We start from the raw sequence: 17,738 nt of genomic DNA, 5'->3' as shown, positions 1-17,738 counted from the left end.
ACTCTTATTATGATTGTTTTATTATATAATTAAGTTAAGTATTATTTTTGAAGGTTTATGTTATAGCTTGAAAAGGTATTTATATAAAGATGATAACTTAAAGGAGCAAATTAATGGAGAGTTGGATTACAAGTATCATGGAGCAATTTGGTTATTTGGGTATAGCCTTATTAATATTATTAGAAAATGTTTTTCCTCCTATTCCGTCAGAAGTAATTTTGACGTTTGGAGGATTTATGACAACTAAATCAGAATTAACAATAGTAGGTGTGGTTATTGCCTCTACTATAGGATCAGTTTTTGGAGCTGTTATTTTATATTGGATTGGTCGTATACTTAACGTTGATAGACTCGAAAGAATTATTGAAAAGTGGGGCAAGTATTTAAGATTAACGAAAGAAGATGTAAGAAAAGCTGATGCATGGTTCGATAAGTATGGTCCATGGACGGTGTTCTTCTGCAGATTTATTCCACTTATTAGAAGTTTGATTTCTATCCCAGCTGGTATGAGTGGTATGAATCAATGGTTGTTCTTATTATTAACGACTTTAGGTACACTTATTTGGAATTTAATACTAGTTATAGTTGGTGCTAAAGTTGGAGATAATTGGCATCAAATAGTTAACTATATGGATGTTTATTCAAACTTTATGTATGCGATTATTGCTATTGGAATCATTGTATTTATTATCTGGTTTGTTAAACGTAAGAAAGCTTAATAAATTGAAATGTTGTAGGTGAAGTAATGATATCATTATGTAAGTTTTTAACGGAAAGACATTATGAATTGTTATCTTTAGCTGATGACAATCAACAAGCGATTAATGATTATACTTTAAGAGGTAAAGTTTACATTTATGAGGAACAAGGTCAAACAATCGGTATTGTAGTGGGATTGTTAACGAGACCAAATACTTTGGAATTAGTTAATTTAGCTGTTGATCCTCAATTTCAAAACAAAGGGATTGGTCGTCAATTAATTGAACATATTATAACAGTCGGTAAAGAATTAGACTGTCATACTATAACTGTAGGTACCGGAAATTCTGGTATTGGTCAATTAAAACTTTATCAACAAGCTGGTTTTAGAATGAAATCTATAGATATTGATTATTTCATTAAATATTATAAAGATCCTATTTTTGAGAATGGCATACAATGTAAAGACATGGTAAGACTTGAATTAGAGATATAAAAGAACTGTTCATAGACGGACTTACTGATGAGTATGACGTTTATGGGCATTTTTTTAAACATATTAGTATACTTTTTATAGTATATAAAGTATACTAATATTATTGATAAAGAAAATAGAAGAGGTGTTATATATGTTTCATGGTAAAGATGCAACATTAGTTAAAGGTATCACGTTAAATGTTACAGATTTAGAGAAAATGACAGTATTTTATGACAATATAATTGGATTAACAATAAGAACTAAGAATGAAACAGTATTTGAAATAGGTGATTCAGGACATACGATTACTTTGAAATTATTAGAAGATGGAAGAAAACCTAGTATAAGAGAAGCGGGTTTATTTCATATTGCAATATTACTACCTACAACAGCAGATTTAGCAGATTTCTTAATTCATGCTTCAAGATTAAATGTTCAGTTAGGGGCTGGTGACCATATAGTGTCTGAAGCACTATATTTAAATGATCCAGATGGAAATGGTATAGAAATATATCGTGATCGTGATGCACGTAACTGGGAATGGAACGATGGCAATGTTGCAATGGATACACATGAGGTGAATGCAGAAGCGCTAGTTGAACAAGCTTCAAATGAAGGTTGGAATGGAATGCCTGCTGATGCAAAAATTGGACATTTACATTTAAAAACAAATGATATTGAAGCGTCTAAAGAATTTTATTTAAATACTTTAGGTTTAAAAGCAGTAGTAGATAATTTTCCAAATGCTTTGTTTATGTCTACTAAAAATTATCACCATCATATTGCGATTAATACTTGGCAATCAAATCAAAAAAGAGAAGAATCAGACAATAGTTATGGTTTAGCAAATATAGTGGTACAAATGCCAAATGCAGAAAGCAAGATTCTAACTTCACCGGATGGTTTACGATTCGAAATAAACCCTGAAATACAATAAATTATAAATTACCTTCTGATCCAATCATCTTTAATATACTTAAACTTTCATGTACAATTAGTGAATATTATGAAAACAGTAAATTAAAGGGGATGTAAATATGCTTCTTGATTTGAAACATATTAACTGGATACGTGAAGGTAAATACATACTAAAAGATATTTCTTGGGAAATAGTTGATGGAGAGCATTGGGTATTGTACGGATTAAATGGAGCAGGAAAATCCACAATGCTTGATATTATTAATGCGTATACAGCGCCTTCTTCAGGTGAATTTGAAATATTAGATATGAAACAAGGTGAACTTGGATATTCAGCTGATGGTATTAGAAAGCAAATTGGTTATGTTTCTCAATCTTTATTTAAGAAAATGAGAAAAGAAGACAATGCTTTTACGACTGTTATTAGTGGTGCTTATGCGTCAATAGGTGTATATGAAGAACCAAGTAAACAAATTAAAGATAAAGCAAATGAAATTTGCGAAGCATTAGGTATTACCAAGGATTATATTAACCGAAGATTTGGGAATTTATCACAAGGTGAACAAACGCGTGTATTAATTGGTAGAGCTTTAATGTCAGAACCGAGACTTCTAATACTTGATGAACCAACAAATGGCTTAGATTTTGTTGCAAGAGAAGATTTATTGGAAAGAATTGAGAATATTGGTCAAGATAAAAGTGGTCCAACAATGATATATGTTACGCATCATCTAGAAGAAGTGTTGCCTGTATTTAAGCAAATTTTATTATTAAAAGACGGTAAGGTATTTCGATCAGGAAATATTAATGACGTTGTTAATGAAAAAAATATGAGTAACTTATTTAACATAAATGTTGATGTTTCATTTAAGAACAATAGACCAATATTATCTAAAAAGTAATATAAATCTAAAATATTGCCTTTATTATATGAGCATGAAATAATAGATATTGATAAATTATATGGAGGCATCAACATGACAACGCAAGTGGTTTTTTTAGATATGGATGGCACAATTTTAAATGAAGAAAATAGAGTAACTGATTATACTAATGAGATTATTCAAGAAGTTCGACAAAAAGGCATTAAAGTATTTATAGCTACTGGACGAGCTTATGATGAGATTTCATATTTGGTTCCTGAGAATTTTGAAGTTGATGGTATATTATCATCCAATGGTGCAGTAGGTTATATTAATGGCAAAGAAATATTTAAAAATCAACTACCGATGGAAACTGTACATAAACTTGTTGATTTAGCAGAAAAGCATCAAATATATTATGAATTATTCCCGTACTATAAAAATAGAATTGCATTAAACCGCGATAAAACATTGCTACTGTCAGAAATATCCACTGAACAAGCAGGAGATGTAGAAGCTAATGAATGGAAATCTCGACAAGAAGCATTAAGCGAAAAAATAAAATGGGTCGATGAAATACCAGAAGATGCATATTCAAAGTTTTATTTTTTCAAAAAGCATAAAACAGAAATTAAAAAATGGGAAGAACTTATTCTACCAATGAAGGAAGAACTTAATATTTCTATTTCTCATTCTACACCATGTAATCTTGAAACGATGCCTATGGGTGTAAACAAAGCGACAGCAATAGAAGCTGCGTTAAAATATTTAGAACTAGATAAAGATGTTAAGACATATGCAATTGGTGATAGTGACAATGATAAACAAATGCTAGAACATGTTGATTACCCAATAGTTATGAAAAATGCACCAGATCATATAAAAGAATTGGGTAAAGAAGTAACAAGAAGAACAAACGAAGAAAATGGTGTAGCTGACTACTTAAGTAAGAAATTTTTAATAAACTAAATTATTTAAATAACAAAATGATATTCAGGCTGTGATAATTAATTTATCCAGTCTGATTTTTATTTATAGTGACTTTATAGATCGTCAATCCCGCAAAATATATTGATAGCAATATATTTTGCGGGATTGTTTTATATTCGTTTGGATATAATAAAATGAAAGGATTTATAAGGAGTGATTATTATGATTAAAACGGTCGTTTTCGATATATATGGAACTTTATTCGATATAAATAGTGTCCAAGAAAAGTGTGAGAAATTATTTCCTGGAAACGGAGAAAAAATAGCTAAAGCTTGGCGTCATAAACTTATAGAATATACTCATGTTAGACAGCTAGTAGATCAATATAAACCATTTAGTAAAGTTATAAAAGATTCACTCGAATATGTACTTGATAGAAATGATTTTGACTATTCATTAAGTGACGTAAATGAGTGTGTGGAAGAGTATTATCGCTTGCAAGTATTCCCTGAAGTAACTCAATCATTAAATGATATATCACATATCGATAAAGTTATATTTAGTAATGGCAATCAAGAAATGATTCAAAAAGTATTGAAACATTCAAATATCGATAGTAGCTTTAAACATATTTTAGCGCTTGAAGAATTTGGTATGTATAAACCCAATTCTAATGGATATGTATTATTAGAAGAAAGGATTCCATATGAGAAACAAGAAATTCTGTTCGTATCATCTAATAAGTGGGATATTGTCGGAGCACAAAAGTTTGGATTTAAAACTGCATGGATAAATCGTAATTTTAGTGAGTTTGAATATATAGAAGTAGAGCCAGACTTTGAATTTCAATCGATATATGGCGTTAAAAATTTGATGTAAGAAAAATGGAAGGAGATAAAAAACAGGGGAAGCGTTCGTAAAGATAAATAAAAAAAGAGCTCAAAATTAATTGAGCTCTTAAAATTTAACTTTAGTTATTTTTTGGATAAAGTGCATTTTTATTTTTATGATAGAAGTTCATAAGGCTACCATATAAGAAGTAGAATACTGCAAACATAAATAGGTAGAATAGTATATAACCTATAATTGCGAATAATATTTGTATCACACTTGGCATCAATGAAACAATAACTGCTGCTATAATTCCAATGATTGCTATGATAATATACGCTGCTACAATATAAATTAAATTACTGAATAATAACTTCCAAGCACTATGAGGTCCCTTTCTTGTTATGTTCCAACCGATTGAGAATTTAGTTATTGTAGGTAATGATCTTTGATCAATATGGACAAGTACTGTGTTAACTATAAAGATAACAAAATAATATAAAGGTATAAATAAGGCAAATAATACCAATATCATAAATAACATGATTACGATGAATGATATAGACATTGCACCAATACCTTCACTACCTGAACTTGGTTGCAATAACGCCATTGAAGTACCAAATATTGCGAAGAATATCACTTCTACAATAATGACAACTATGTAAACAATGAAATACATTGCTACACTAATTAAACCAATAATTAAAGTTAGCTTTAATGTTTTAACATAGTTTCCTTTTTTTAAGAACATGAATAAATCACTAAAGCGTGGGCTAATGCCTAAATCTGTATCTTTATAGAATTTTAGAATTCCATAAGCTATAGGGATTAATATAAAAATATACATCAGAATAAATAATATAAACCCTATGACCATTGAGATTAGAAATGTTGCTATGCCACCGCCTGATGGTTCACCTGAAAAGTCTTGTGATGCCGCTAAAGAAAATCCTCCAATTATAAATGCAATACCCGGAATTAACATTAATAGAACCATAATAATTGAGGAAAGGATTGTTAATAAAATTGTTTTGATATGTAAGCCTTGTCCATTTCTATAGTAGTCCAATTGGAATTTGAACATAAGATTCACCTCATTGTTTATTTGTATAATTAGGGTAACATAAATAACATTGCAAATGTCATTTAATTGTCAAAAATATTATAATAATTACAAACTTTTAAAAGAAGGTAATAAGCACTTTGTTTGATATCGTATTAAATTACTCATATATTTAAAGTATAAGATTTTTAGGAGTGGACTATGAAAAAGTTATTCCGATTTATTGTGTTCATTGCTACATGGACTGCTATTATTGCAATGGCATTTCTTTTTAGAAGCCAAGGTGGATTTGATTTTATAAGTGATTACACTGAAGATATCAAAAAGCAAATAAAGGAAAAAGAAATAGCTATACGGACAGAACAAATTAAGAAAAATGATAAAACAGATGACCGCTCGTTAGGAAATTTTTATCAAGAAGGTCAATGTACATTTTATGTTTATGAAGAAAGATTAAATATTGATAAAAGAATTGGATCATCTTGGGGTGATGCAAAACAGTGGGATGATCGTGCTAAAGATGAAGGTTATAAAGTCGATGGTCAACCAAGAGAAGGTTCTATATTACAAACTGATTATGGTGAATTAGGACATGTTGCGATCGTTAATGAAGTGAAAAGTGACGGTTCTATTGTTGTATCAGATATGAATTATGAAAAGCCATATGAAGTAACAGAAAGGTTAATTACCTCAGATAGATTGCACAATTATCAATTTATACATGAAAAAATTTAAAGGAGTGTTTTAAATGAATATATTCGTAATAGGTGCTAATGGACAAATTGGAAGACATTTAGTAAAAAGTTTAATCGATCAAGGAAATGAAGTAACAGCAGCCATTAGAAAAAATAGCCAAGCAGCTTTCTTTGAAGAATTAGGTGCCAAAACAGTGTCACTTGATTTAGAATATGATGATATTAATGATATTTCTGAAAAAATAAAAGATGCAGATAAAGTTGTGTTTACTGCTGGATCTGGTGGTCACACTGGAGCAGATCAAACGATTATCATTGATTTAGATGGTGCTGTTAAATCAATAGAAGCTAGTAAGAAAGCAGGTACAAAACATTTCGTACTCGTTTCTTCATTTGATACTAGAAGATCAGCATTTGAAGGTGACTTGAAACCTTATACAATTGCTAAACATTATGCTGATGTTCATTTAAGAAATTCTGGTTTACCATATACAATTGTGCATCCAGGATTATTAACTAACGATGATGGATTAGGTAAAGTAGAAATAGCAGAAGAAGTTGAACGCGGAAAAGTACCACGCGAAGACGTTGCTAATGTGATACAAGAAGTATTAAATAATGATGGTAAAATTGGACAAGAATTTCAAGTGGTATCAGGAGACATAGAAATTAAAGAAGCGGTTGAGCAATTTAATAATTAATCATTAAGGAGTTGTATTATGGTTAAATTTGCAATTTTAACAGATATACACGGAAACTATGATGCTTTGACAGCTGTACTTACAGATATAGATAATAAAAAAGACATTAAACACATTTATAATTTAGGCGATAACATTGGTGTCGGACATCAAACGAATGAAGTTCTAGAAGTTATTACAAATAGAGATGATATGACTTATATTGCTGGAAACCATGATGAAGCAATAATGGCAGTTGCTAATAAAGAAGATTATCCTGAAAGTTTAAAAAATAAATTTTATGAACATCATCAATGGATAGTGGAACATTTAGATACTAAATATTATAACTTTTTGAATAACTTGCAACGTGAAGTTACTCAAGATATTGAAGGATTAAAATTTTATTTCACTCATTATCGTATACTTGAAGAAAATATCAAGCAACATATTAGTGACGATCCATTTGAACCAATCGTTGAGCCCTCATTAGAACATGTGCATGGATTATTTAATGGCTTAGATGCAGATTTTGTAACCTTTGGACATAATCATGTATTACACCATTTTGATGATATTGAGACAATATATTTTAATCCAGGATCTGTAGGTTTGAACAATGGCGCTTATGCAGTATATGGAATTGTAGAAGTTAAAGATGGTGCGATAAATGTAGAAAGAATTAAAGTACCATATGATAACCAACCATTCTTAGATGGATTTGATGAGAAAGCCGTACCAGGAAAACAACTAATATTTGAATCATTTATATAGATAAAATAAGTTCGAGGTTGAGACATTTGAATTGTCCCAACCTCGATTTTTTGAAAAAATGAGCTAAGTTGTAGATTAATACAGTAGTTAATCGAAGACATCCTCAAAATCAAAACCATACAATGAGAGGCTGGGACAAATTAAATGTTCCAGCCTTTCTACTTGTTTAATGAACATGTTCTGTTTGATCCATACAACATAATAAAGAATTATCGTGCTGATGGTCTGATGTTTCTAATTGGATAGTAGCATGTTGTATGGATTTATGGTTTAGTTTATGGTTAATTTCTTCTATTATACTGTCGCATTCTAATACTGTTTTTTCTCTATCTACAACTGCATGACAACTTAATGCTGTTAGATCACTTGTGATAGACCAAATGTGCAAATCATGTACATCGATTATTTCTGGATGTGATGTGATTGTTTCTGAAATTTCGTGTATATCGATATTTGATGGTGTTCCTTCCATTAATACGTTTAATGCTGATTTTGTAACACCATATCCGCTTCTTATAATTAGCATAGCAACAATAACACTTGCGATTGGGTCAGCGATCTTCCAACCAAATGTTAACATGATGAGTGCTGCGACTATTGCACCGACTGAACCGAGTAAGTCACCGAGTACGTGAATAAAGGCGCCTCGCATATTTAAGTTGTTTTTAGTATCAGAACCTTTAAACATTAACCAAGCAATAAATAAGTTAACGATTAATCCAAGTGTACTTATAATAAGCATACCTGTTGATGCGACTTCTGGTGGATTTATAAAACGTGTAATTGCTTCATAGAAAATATATAAGCTAATGGCAATCAACAAAATACCGTTAATAAAAGCAGCTAAAATTTCGAAACGACGATAACCATAAGTTTTACGTTGGTTTGCGACACGTTCACCAAACTTGAAAGCCATAAGTGCAATAAATAATGAAATTGCATCACTTAGCATATGACCAGCGTCTGATAACAATGCTAAACTATTTGTTACATATCCACCAATTACTTCTACAATCATAAATATCGTTATGATAAAGAATGAAATTAGCAATATTTTTTTATTGTTTGTATGAACATGGTTGTGATCATGTCCGTGATGTTCATGTCCCATGAAAACACCTCCAAAATTGTATTAATGTTTAGCGTGTTCGATTGCTTGTTTTAATAATAAAATAACGTGGTCATCGTCAATGGAGTAGTAGATACTCTTTCCTTCACGTTCAAATTTCACAAGACGAAGATTTTTTAAAAATCTCAACTGATGAGATACTGAAGATTGGCTTAATGAAAGTGTTTCAGCTATACAACCAACTGAATGTCTACCTGTACATAATAAATGTAATATTTTTACGCGTGTTGGATCACTTAACGCTTTAAAAGTTTGTGATACAAGTAACAGTGTTTCATCGTCTAATATATTGTAAGTACTCATTAACGTCTTCTCCTCTACATATGAATATATGTTCATATGTTAATTTTATTAAAAATAACGTTTTCTGTCAATGGATTATAAATTGACAAAATAGACGTTATTATGAGATGTTTGTTTGAATAAAAATTTTGGAGGATACTATGGTAAATATATATGGTTTAACAGTAGATGATGAATCTAGATGTGAGCATTACCAAACACCATTGGATATCATCGCAATTAAATTTAAATGTTGTAACAAATTTTATCCATGTTATAAATGTCATAATGAATGTGAAAAACATGAAGCTAAAAGATGGGATAAAAGTGAATTCGATGAACATGCAATTTTGTGTGGCGTGTGTAAACAAACAATTTCAATAAATGATTATATGCTTAAAGAAGTATGCCCACACTGTGATTCAAGGTTTAATCATCGATGCAAATATCATCACCATTTGTATTTTAAAATTTAATTTGCCAACGGAATGTAAAGGTAATTTATTACAAAATGTGTTATAATATTTTTAACTATAAAAACGAGAATTAAGAATAAAGTGAATGTTGCATAGAGAGAAGGAGGACATTGAATGAAAGATTTAATAAAGGGTCATATATTAAGTGGCGAATTTGATACTGCATATAGATTGATGTCCGAAGTGAATTTCTTGGAATTTGAGGAACACTTCATTTCAGCAGCTCACGAAGAAGAAAGTACAATGTTTTATACATTTATATTAGATTCTATTAAGAAGGAAGAAACAAGTGAACTTCATGACTTAGCGTTTTTGTTACATGTCTATCCTTATAGTGAACATGATGGTGCGTTTCGTTCAGCTTATTATCATGCTGAAAGATCGATGGTATTGACCGAGCACAAAGAAGTGAAGAGTTTGTTGCAAATGCTTTTATTACATGCAATTCCAGAACCTTTGCTTTCTGACAAACAAGCTTTTGATATCAGTAAACAAATACTAAAAATAGATCCTGAAAATAAAGTTGCTAGAAATATAATGAAAGAAACGGCTAAGAGAATGGATCAAGTTGTTGTAGACTTTGCACAACTATCTAAATCTCAAAATGCTTAAACCTAGTTGTTTGACTAGGTTTATTTTTTATGCCATTATTGGAAAGTTATAAAAAATAAATATTAGGAGATATAAATGGATAATCAGTTTAAAAGAAAAATAATTATGATTGTATTTTTAGTTGGTACATTCTTCATGATTTTAAACGAGACGCTTTTAAATATTGCATTAAAAGAATTAATGTCAGTGTTTAATGTAGATGCGCCAACTGTCCAATGGATGGCAACTGGTTTTATGTTAGTAATGGGTGTACTAACGCCATTGTCTGCCGTGGTGAATCAATGGTTTACAACGAGAAGGTTATTTTTAGGGTTAGTAACAATATTCTCAGTTGGAACTTTAATAGCAGGGTTAGCAGTCAATTTTCCTATGTTATTAGTAGGTCGAATGATTCAAGCTGCAGGAACAGGTCTTATGATTCCTACAGTTATGAATGCTATGCTCATGTTATATAGCGAAAATGAACGCGGGAAAATTATGGGGCAATTTGGTTTAGTCATTATGTTTGCACCAGCATTAGGACCGACATTATCAGGGGTAATAGTAGATTATATGGGATGGAGATGGTTATTTTTAATTGTCCTTCCATTTATGTTATTTACGTTTATTTTTGCCCATAGATATCTGCAAAATGTTGGCGAAATTACGAAACCTAAAATCGATATTTTCTCAATTGTTTTGTCTACAATAGGAATATCATCAATTATTTATAGTATATCTTCAGTGAGTAGTACAGCAGGAGGATTCACTAACCCATCAATTTTTATAACGTTAATTGTTGGTTTAATCGCGATGACGTTATTTGTATTGAGACAACTTAAATTAGAAGAACCGTTATTAGATTTAAAAGTATTTAAGTACCATAACTATACGAAGGGTGTCATCATATTTGTTGTTGTAATTATGACAATGTTCGCCTCTGAAATTGTTATGCCTATGTACTTACAAGGACCAATGGGATTCAGCGCTAAAGTTGCTGGACTTATTTTATTACCGGGAGCTCTATTGAATGGTTTCTTATCACCATTTATGGGTGCAATATTTGATAAAGTTGGACCAAGAAAACTAGTTGTACCAGGATTAATCATACTATTATGTGTTGCGATATTTTATTCAACGATTCACCCAGGTATTTCAGTTTGGGTATTTGTAGTCGTGTATATCATTTTAATGATCAGTATCTCTGCTGTATTAATGCCAGCGAATACGAATGCTGTAAATGCTTTACCAAAAGAATTGTACCCACATGGAACAGCTGTTTCCAATATGTTACAACCAATTGGTGGCGCATTAGGTATTGCGATATTTGTCAGTATTATGAATGGTGGTCAAACTGCTGCACTGAAAGGTATTAAAAATCCAACAACAGAACAAATTAATCATGCGATGACTGAGGGCATACATCAGTCATACTGGTTTGGTATTGTATTATTAGCTTTTGCGGTAATTGTAGGATTTACAGTTACAAGAGCAAACTATAGTAAATCATTGGAAGAAAATTCTTAATAAAATTTGTGGTTTCAGACTGAGTCTGGGACATAAATGTCCTAAACTATAATGATTTTGTAACGTGCATGCTTGCCTGGGGTATGGCTCGAGCCTGTAGTCTCTCGCACATACTATTCCCCCGGGCGTCAGCACTTTACAAAATCAGAAATATAAAAATCACCCAATCCGAAAATAATTCCAATGGATTGGGTGATTTATATTAAGGGGGATTTATGTCTCAGGCTCAGTCTTTTTTGATTTTATGGAATATTTTTGAATATATGGGGTATATGTCAATATGTTGAACATGTAAATAAGGAGGAACATTTGTGTCAAATGTTAAAGAAGCAACAAAAATAGGTTTTGCCTATGTAGGTGTCGTAGTTGGAGCAGGGTTTTCAACAGGCCAAGAAGTAATGAAATTCTTTACCCATTATGGTTTGTATGGCTATTTAGGGGTGATTATTTCAGGAATCATGTTAGCCTTTTTTGGTAGACAAGTAGCCAAAATTGGTACAGCACTAGATGCTGATGATCATAGTTCTACTATCAATTATTTATTCGGTAAAGCTGGTATTGTCATCGACTATGTATTGATATTCTTCTTATTTGGAATATCTGTCACGATGATAGCAGGTGCCGGTTCTGCATTCCAAGAAAGTTTTGGTGTGCCAACTTGGTTAGGCGCATTAATTATGTGTGCTGTTATTTATGTAACGCTTTTATTAGACTTTGATAAAATTGTAAAAGCTTTAGGTGTGGTGACACCATTCTTGATCATCATCATTCTTATAATTGCAGGTTATTTCTTTATAAATGGACATGTTAGTATTTTAGAAGTTAATCGTACTGTTGAAGAACCAAGTCTGTTTTGGGGCATTGCTCAAGGCTTTATTTACGGAGGATTAGCCTTTTCTGTAGGTTTTAGTACTTTAATTGCAATAGGTGGAGATGCTGATAAACGTCGAATTTCAGGATTAGGTGGAATTATTGGTGGCGTTATCTACTTAGTATTATTAGCGCTTATTAATTCTGGTTTATTAGCTGAATATCCTAGTATCAAAGATGTAGAAATTCCAACATTAGCGTTAGCTAGAACGATTTCTCCTATAGTTGGTTTTGCGTTATCAGTTATTATGTTAATGGTTATGTATAATACTATTTTAGGATTAATGTATTCATTTACTGCTAGATTTACAGTGCCGTTTTCTAAGAAATATGTTTTATTACTGACAATAGCAATGTTATTAGCGTATGGATTAAGTTTCGTAGGTTTCTCAGCACTAATTGATAAGCTGTATCCAGCAATGGGTGTAATTGGTTTAGTAATATGTGGTGCGATACTTGTTAAATACATTTCGAGAAAAAAAGATAATAAAAAACATATCGCATAAAATAATTGAATATGTTAAACTATCTTCTTACATGAGGAAGTGAAACATATGAAGAGAAAAAAACGACGATTGTTTATTTTGATTGTGGCGATTATCGTTGTTGTAAGTGGATTTTATATTTACAATAAATATCAGGAACATAAGCAACGAGAAATACAATTACAAGCTCAAAGAGCCAATCAATTACTCCTTAACAATAAAAAAGTGAAATTGATACGTGATGTTTCATACGGGCACACCGCTCCAAATAGTCAAATGGATGTTATTATGCCTTCAAATATAAAGAAAAACGAAAAATTACCTGTTATATTTTGGACGCATGGCGGTGGTTTTATCGCAGGAGATAAAAGACCTAAAAATCCATACTTGGCACAAATCGCTGAAAAAGGATATATCATTGTAAATGTTAATTATGCTTTAGCACCGGATTCACAATATCCAACACCGATAGAACAATTAGATCAAGCAACTAAATATACGTTGAAACATAAAAATAAATTTAATATTGATTATAAACAAATACTCTATGGTGGTGACTCTGCAGGCGCTCAAATTGCAAGTCAATATGTAGCAATTCAAACTAATCCTAAGTTACAACAGCAAATGGATATGAAGCCTAGTATTAAGAGAGATTATTTAAGAGGTGCCATTCTATTTGGTGGCCTTTATAATATGCAAACTGTCAGAGGTACTGAATTTCCAAGAATCGATTTATTTATGACAAGTTATACGGGTACGAAAGAATGGGAAAAGAACTTTGCACAAATAAATCAATTGTCTACTGTCGATCAAGTAACGAAATATTATCCACCTACATTTTTAACAGTGGGAGATGCTGATCCATTTGATCCACAAAATAGGGAATTTGATGAAGTTTTAAATGAGCAAGGTGTAGAAACAACGACTTCATTCTTTGATGGTACGCATGGTTTACGTCATCAATATCAATTTCACATGAATTTAAAAGAGTCTAAGAAGACTTATAACAGTGTCATGATGTTCTTAGGTGCCAATACAAAACAATCACCATATGAGAATAACGCAAGTCAAGAATCTGAAACAGTTATTAAAAAAGATGAATAAAAAAACAAACTAAGTTCGCTTAGTTTGTTTTTTTTATAATAATTTTCCCATCATAAATTCATCATAATATTTATCGTTGAAAAACAGTGTATTTTCTCTCTTACCTTCAACTTTAAAACCAAATTTTTCATATAAGCGATAAGCTGGTTCGTTCTCAGTAACAACATTTAGTTCTAGTCGGTGAAGTTGTTGTCTTATAGCCCAAGCTTCAGTTTCTTGGAGCAATTTATAGCCAATACCTTTGTTTCTAAATGATGGTAACAACCCCATTGCAATCTTAGCTGCATGACTATTTCTTTTAGTTCTTCCACCTTGAAGTGTCACATATCCAACTAAAGCATCGTTTAATTCTGCCACGATAATCGTAGAATTACTTGTTGTAATCATTTCTTCTAGAAATAACGTTTGATTTTGTATTGAAATTTGGTGTTCACCTGGATTAAATAATAGATATTCTGATTGATTAATGACGCTATCTAATAATTTATTAAAGTTCTCTACATCATTTATTCGAATTTCGCGTATGATTTCTTTCATAAAATATCTCCTATTTCTATTTATAAATTACAAACAATGTTATATTTATGGTAAATATGCAATAAGTTATAAATATTATAACACACATATAAAGTCCGAATGTAAAGGAGTGCTTAAAATGAAAGCGAATGTACTCATTTCTGGTGGTTCAGGATATATAGGTAAGCATTTAATCAGTACATTAAAAGATATCGGAAATTTATTTACTATCACAAAATATGAAGAGGACATGACTGATACAGATGTTACTTGGAGAAAATGTGATATTTATGTATTAAAAGATATGACAGAAGCTTTGAAAGATATAGACATTGCAATTTATTATTTAGATCCTAATAAAAAGTCTGCAAAATTGACGCAAAGCACTGCTCGTAATTTGAATGTAATCGCGAGTGATAATATGGCAAAAGCTTGCAAAGAGAATAATGTAAAGAAAATCATATATATTACAGGTTCACCATTTGATCAAGAAACGATAGACATATTAAGTTCAACAGGAATTGAAGTTCAAACAACAGCTCAGTCAATTAAACGACCCGCTGTATCTATAGAGTTACAAAAATCTAAATTTGATGATGTCAGAAGTGTAGACAGAATGCCTATACCTTATCAGTGGGATTTAGAACAAGTTGTAAAATATTATTTTGATTGGTTACAAGAAACGAGTGGTACGCTTGTGACGACTGAATTAATTGGAGATATGTATTATGTGTACTTTAAACATCGAAGCAATCCATTGCTGAAATTACAAAGAGTTAACCCAAGCATCCATGAAGATATCATTCAGTTTAAAGTTGTTGGAGGGGCACTTACGGTTAATAAATATGAAGATAATGGTGTGTTGGAATTTAGAAAGCTCAAACTGACGAATGAATTTGTTGTGCATTTATTTAACTATATACCTAAATTACCGTGGAGTATTTACTATTTATCACAAGCGCCTATTCATAATGTGACGATGAAAGGCTTTGAAGTTGATTGTAGAATAAAAGACTTTCAATTACGTACATTAGCTGGGGAAGTCAAAAAATATACAAAGTAAGAGGGATAGTATGGAATTACTAATTATTGAAGATGATGAAACGTTATTTAAAGCAATGAAAAGCCAACTAGAAAAATGGGATTGGTCTGTACATGGAATCAATGATTTTAGTTCAGTTTTTGAGGAGTATAAAACGATTGATCCTGATATGGTGATTATTGATATACAATTACCACAGTATGATGGATTTTACTGGTGTCGAGCGATTAGAAAACATTCTAATATTCCGATTGTATTTCTTTCTTCAAGAGATCATCCTATGGATCAAGTGATGAGTATGGAACTTGGTGCTGATGATTTCATTCAAAAACCTTTTCATACTGAAGTGCTCGTTGCTAAATTACAGGCCATTTATAGAAGAGTTTATCAATACAATAAAGATGAACCTAGAATTAAGTTGTGGAATAAAGCGCGTGTAGATTATGGTAAACACATCATAGAAAAAAATGGTTCTGAGATATCGTTAACTAAAAATGAAATGTTTATATTAGAAATTTTGCTCAATCATAAGAACGAAATTGTGAGTCGAGATAAGATTATAACGGCATTATGGGATGATGAACAATTTGTAAGTGATAATACTTTAACCGTTAATGTAAATCGTTTAAGAAAAAAATTAGCGGATATTGGACTCAATGATTTAATAGAAACGAAAGTAGGTAAAGGCTACATAGCTCATGAGCTGGAGGGATAAAATGATAAAATATTTTGTTGAGGAAAGATTGACATGGATATTATTTTTTATGCTTATGCAGCTTATTATAATCTTAACAAGTTGGTTAGATGTAGCATTTTCAACAAAAAGTGCGCTGTACTTAATAGGTATAAACGTTATTTTATTTGGCGTATTTTTATGGCTAATTTATACGAGAGAAACTCGTTTTTATGATGCTTTAAAGAAAGATGTTCCAATAAAAGAAATTGAGCATAAAGAGTTGAATCAATCTGCATATGAAAAAATAATTTTTGATTATATCCAAAACTATGATGAAAGTACAAGACGTACAATTCACGATCAAAATAAAGAAATTCAGCTGACTAAAAATGACTTGTTGGATTGGATACATGAAGTAAAGACACCTATAACAGCAATGAAATTGTTATTAGATCAAATAGAAGAAGCGGAATTAAAGCAAGATTTATTATATGAGTGGAGTCGAATAGACTATTTGCTTGATCAACAACTTTATATTAGAAGATTATCTTCAAAAAGTAATGATTTTTATTTTGGTCATTATTCTTTAAAAGATATGGTTATTAGTGAAATTCAGCATACACGTAATATTAGTATGGCTAAAAGGATAGGCTATGATATTCAAATCGATAAGGAAAAAGTTTATACAGATGAAAAATGGTCTCGTACCATCATTAGACAAATTATAAGTAACGCATTGAAATATACAGAAAATAGTGAGATCACCATTTCCACTTTCGAACAAAATAATCAAATGCATTTGAAGATTCAAGATACTGGTAGAGGGATAAAGTCACGAGATATACCACGTATATTTGAAAGAGGGTTTACTTCTACTACAAATAGACGAGAGTCAACAGCCACAGGAATGGGGCTTTATTTGGTGAAAGAAATTGCTGAAGGCTTAAGCATTAAAGTAAATATTCAATCTACATATGGAGAAGGTACAACAGTATTGCTCATCTTCCCTCATCCTAATCATTTTACAGCGCTTGAACAATCAAGTGACAATAATGTCACTTCAAACCTTAAAATGTGCGATGATTCGAAGGAACTTAACTAAAAAA

Annotated in this window: 21 protein-coding genes; 17 read left to right on the top strand and 4 right to left on the bottom strand. The window is 31.1% G+C overall.

From position 1 onward, the window contains the following. The first annotated feature begins 113 nt into the window (after positions 1-113). The 6 genes from LQ598_RS12160 (at position 114) to LQ598_RS12135 (ending at position 4,767) form a co-directional block, all read left to right on the top strand. A complete protein-coding gene (locus tag LQ598_RS12160; protein ID WP_107509160.1) occupies positions 114-719 on the top strand; it encodes a DedA family protein in 606 nt (201 codons plus the stop codon). Between the two features lie 26 nt (positions 720-745). Further along, on the top strand, positions 746-1,195 hold the full coding sequence (locus tag LQ598_RS12155; protein ID WP_107509161.1) for a GNAT family N-acetyltransferase: 450 nt from the start codon (positions 746-748) through the stop codon (positions 1,193-1,195). A gap of 133 nt (positions 1,196-1,328) precedes the next feature. After that, on the top strand, positions 1,329-2,114 hold the full coding sequence (locus LQ598_RS12150) for a VOC family protein (protein ID WP_239745623.1): 786 nt from the start codon (positions 1,329-1,331) through the stop codon (positions 2,112-2,114). Between the two features lie 100 nt (positions 2,115-2,214). After that, on the top strand, positions 2,215-2,997 hold the full coding sequence (locus LQ598_RS12145) for an ABC transporter ATP-binding protein (protein WP_107509162.1): 783 nt from the start codon (positions 2,215-2,217) through the stop codon (positions 2,995-2,997). A gap of 75 nt (positions 2,998-3,072) precedes the next feature. Then, complete coding sequence (locus LQ598_RS12140; protein ID WP_107509163.1) at positions 3,073-3,927, top strand: HAD family hydrolase; 855 nt, start codon at positions 3,073-3,075, stop codon at positions 3,925-3,927. A 183-nt stretch (positions 3,928-4,110) separates the two neighbouring features. Continuing rightward, the gene (locus LQ598_RS12135; RefSeq protein ID WP_107509164.1) at positions 4,111-4,767 is read left to right on the top strand and encodes a haloacid dehalogenase type II; all 657 of its coding nucleotides are present in this window, start codon (positions 4,111-4,113) and stop codon (positions 4,765-4,767) included. Between the two features lie 91 nt (positions 4,768-4,858). Here the strand turns inward: LQ598_RS12135 and LQ598_RS12130 are convergent, their stop codons facing one another. Then, positions 4,859-5,806 (bottom strand): hypothetical protein, encoded by a 948-nt coding sequence (locus LQ598_RS12130; protein ID WP_107557156.1) that lies wholly within the window; start codon positions 5,804-5,806, stop codon positions 4,859-4,861. A gap of 180 nt (positions 5,807-5,986) precedes the next feature. Here LQ598_RS12130 and LQ598_RS12125 point away from each other — a divergent pair, with 180 nt between their 5' ends. The 3 genes from LQ598_RS12125 to LQ598_RS12115 are packed head-to-tail and all read left to right on the top strand — an operon-like array spanning position 5,987 to position 7,934. Further along, positions 5,987-6,520, top strand: a complete 534-nt coding sequence (locus tag LQ598_RS12125; protein WP_078358441.1) for a CHAP domain-containing protein — start codon at positions 5,987-5,989, stop codon at positions 6,518-6,520. A gap of 13 nt (positions 6,521-6,533) precedes the next feature. Beyond that, positions 6,534-7,181 (top strand): SDR family oxidoreductase, encoded by a 648-nt coding sequence (locus LQ598_RS12120; RefSeq protein ID WP_107509165.1) that lies wholly within the window; start codon positions 6,534-6,536, stop codon positions 7,179-7,181. Positions 7,182-7,199: 18 nt separating this feature from the next. Next, the gene (locus tag LQ598_RS12115) at positions 7,200-7,934 is read left to right on the top strand and encodes a metallophosphoesterase family protein (RefSeq protein ID WP_107509166.1); all 735 of its coding nucleotides are present in this window, start codon (positions 7,200-7,202) and stop codon (positions 7,932-7,934) included. A gap of 166 nt (positions 7,935-8,100) precedes the next feature. On the opposite strand, the gene LQ598_RS12110 is transcribed toward LQ598_RS12115, so the two are convergent. Next, entirely contained in the window at positions 8,101-9,045 is a 945-nt protein-coding gene (locus tag LQ598_RS12110; protein ID WP_107557157.1) for a cation diffusion facilitator family transporter, read from the bottom strand. 21 nt (positions 9,046-9,066) lie between these two features. Next, entirely contained in the window at positions 9,067-9,366 is a 300-nt protein-coding gene (locus tag LQ598_RS12105) for an ArsR/SmtB family transcription factor (protein WP_016912821.1), read from the bottom strand. Positions 9,367-9,506: 140 nt separating this feature from the next. On the opposite strand from LQ598_RS12105, the gene LQ598_RS12100 reads away from it, so the two are divergent. The 5 genes from LQ598_RS12100 (at position 9,507) to LQ598_RS12080 (ending at position 14,398) form a co-directional block, all read left to right on the top strand. After that, entirely contained in the window at positions 9,507-9,821 is a 315-nt protein-coding gene (locus tag LQ598_RS12100; protein ID WP_016912822.1) for a CHY zinc finger protein, read from the top strand. Positions 9,822-9,935: 114 nt separating this feature from the next. Then, complete coding sequence (locus tag LQ598_RS12095; RefSeq protein ID WP_016912823.1) at positions 9,936-10,433, top strand: hypothetical protein; 498 nt, start codon at positions 9,936-9,938, stop codon at positions 10,431-10,433. A gap of 75 nt (positions 10,434-10,508) precedes the next feature. Beyond that, the gene (locus LQ598_RS12090; protein ID WP_107557158.1) at positions 10,509-11,939 is read left to right on the top strand and encodes an MDR family MFS transporter; all 1,431 of its coding nucleotides are present in this window, start codon (positions 10,509-10,511) and stop codon (positions 11,937-11,939) included. A gap of 311 nt (positions 11,940-12,250) precedes the next feature. Next, entirely contained in the window at positions 12,251-13,315 is a 1,065-nt protein-coding gene (locus tag LQ598_RS12085; protein WP_016912546.1) for a YkvI family membrane protein, read from the top strand. 48 nt (positions 13,316-13,363) lie between these two features. Then, complete coding sequence (locus tag LQ598_RS12080; RefSeq protein WP_107592866.1) at positions 13,364-14,398, top strand: alpha/beta hydrolase; 1,035 nt, start codon at positions 13,364-13,366, stop codon at positions 14,396-14,398. A gap of 33 nt (positions 14,399-14,431) precedes the next feature. Here LQ598_RS12080 and LQ598_RS12075 read toward each other — a convergent pair whose 3' ends face one another. Continuing rightward, the gene (locus LQ598_RS12075) at positions 14,432-14,935 is read right to left on the bottom strand and encodes a GNAT family N-acetyltransferase (RefSeq protein WP_239745621.1); all 504 of its coding nucleotides are present in this window, start codon (positions 14,933-14,935) and stop codon (positions 14,432-14,434) included. Positions 14,936-15,053: 118 nt separating this feature from the next. On the opposite strand from LQ598_RS12075, the gene LQ598_RS12070 reads away from it, so the two are divergent. From LQ598_RS12070 to LQ598_RS12060, 3 genes are read left to right on the top strand one after another with little or no spacing between them, the layout of a single operon-like run. Then, complete coding sequence (locus LQ598_RS12070; RefSeq protein ID WP_016912543.1) at positions 15,054-15,977, top strand: NAD-dependent epimerase/dehydratase family protein; 924 nt, start codon at positions 15,054-15,056, stop codon at positions 15,975-15,977. Between the two features lie 10 nt (positions 15,978-15,987). Further along, on the top strand, positions 15,988-16,671 hold the full coding sequence (locus tag LQ598_RS12065; protein ID WP_239745619.1) for a response regulator transcription factor: 684 nt from the start codon (positions 15,988-15,990) through the stop codon (positions 16,669-16,671). A gap of 1 nt (position 16,672) precedes the next feature. After that, complete coding sequence (locus LQ598_RS12060) at positions 16,673-17,734, top strand: sensor histidine kinase (RefSeq protein WP_107592865.1); 1,062 nt, start codon at positions 16,673-16,675, stop codon at positions 17,732-17,734. Positions 17,735-17,738 lie beyond the last annotated feature (4 nt).

It is taken from the genome of Mammaliicoccus sp. F-M27, assembly GCF_022387115.1.
In the GTDB taxonomy this organism is placed as follows: Bacteria; Bacillota; Bacilli; order Staphylococcales; family Staphylococcaceae; genus Mammaliicoccus; species Mammaliicoccus vitulinus.
This window is presented reverse-complemented; position numbering and strand designations above follow the sequence as displayed.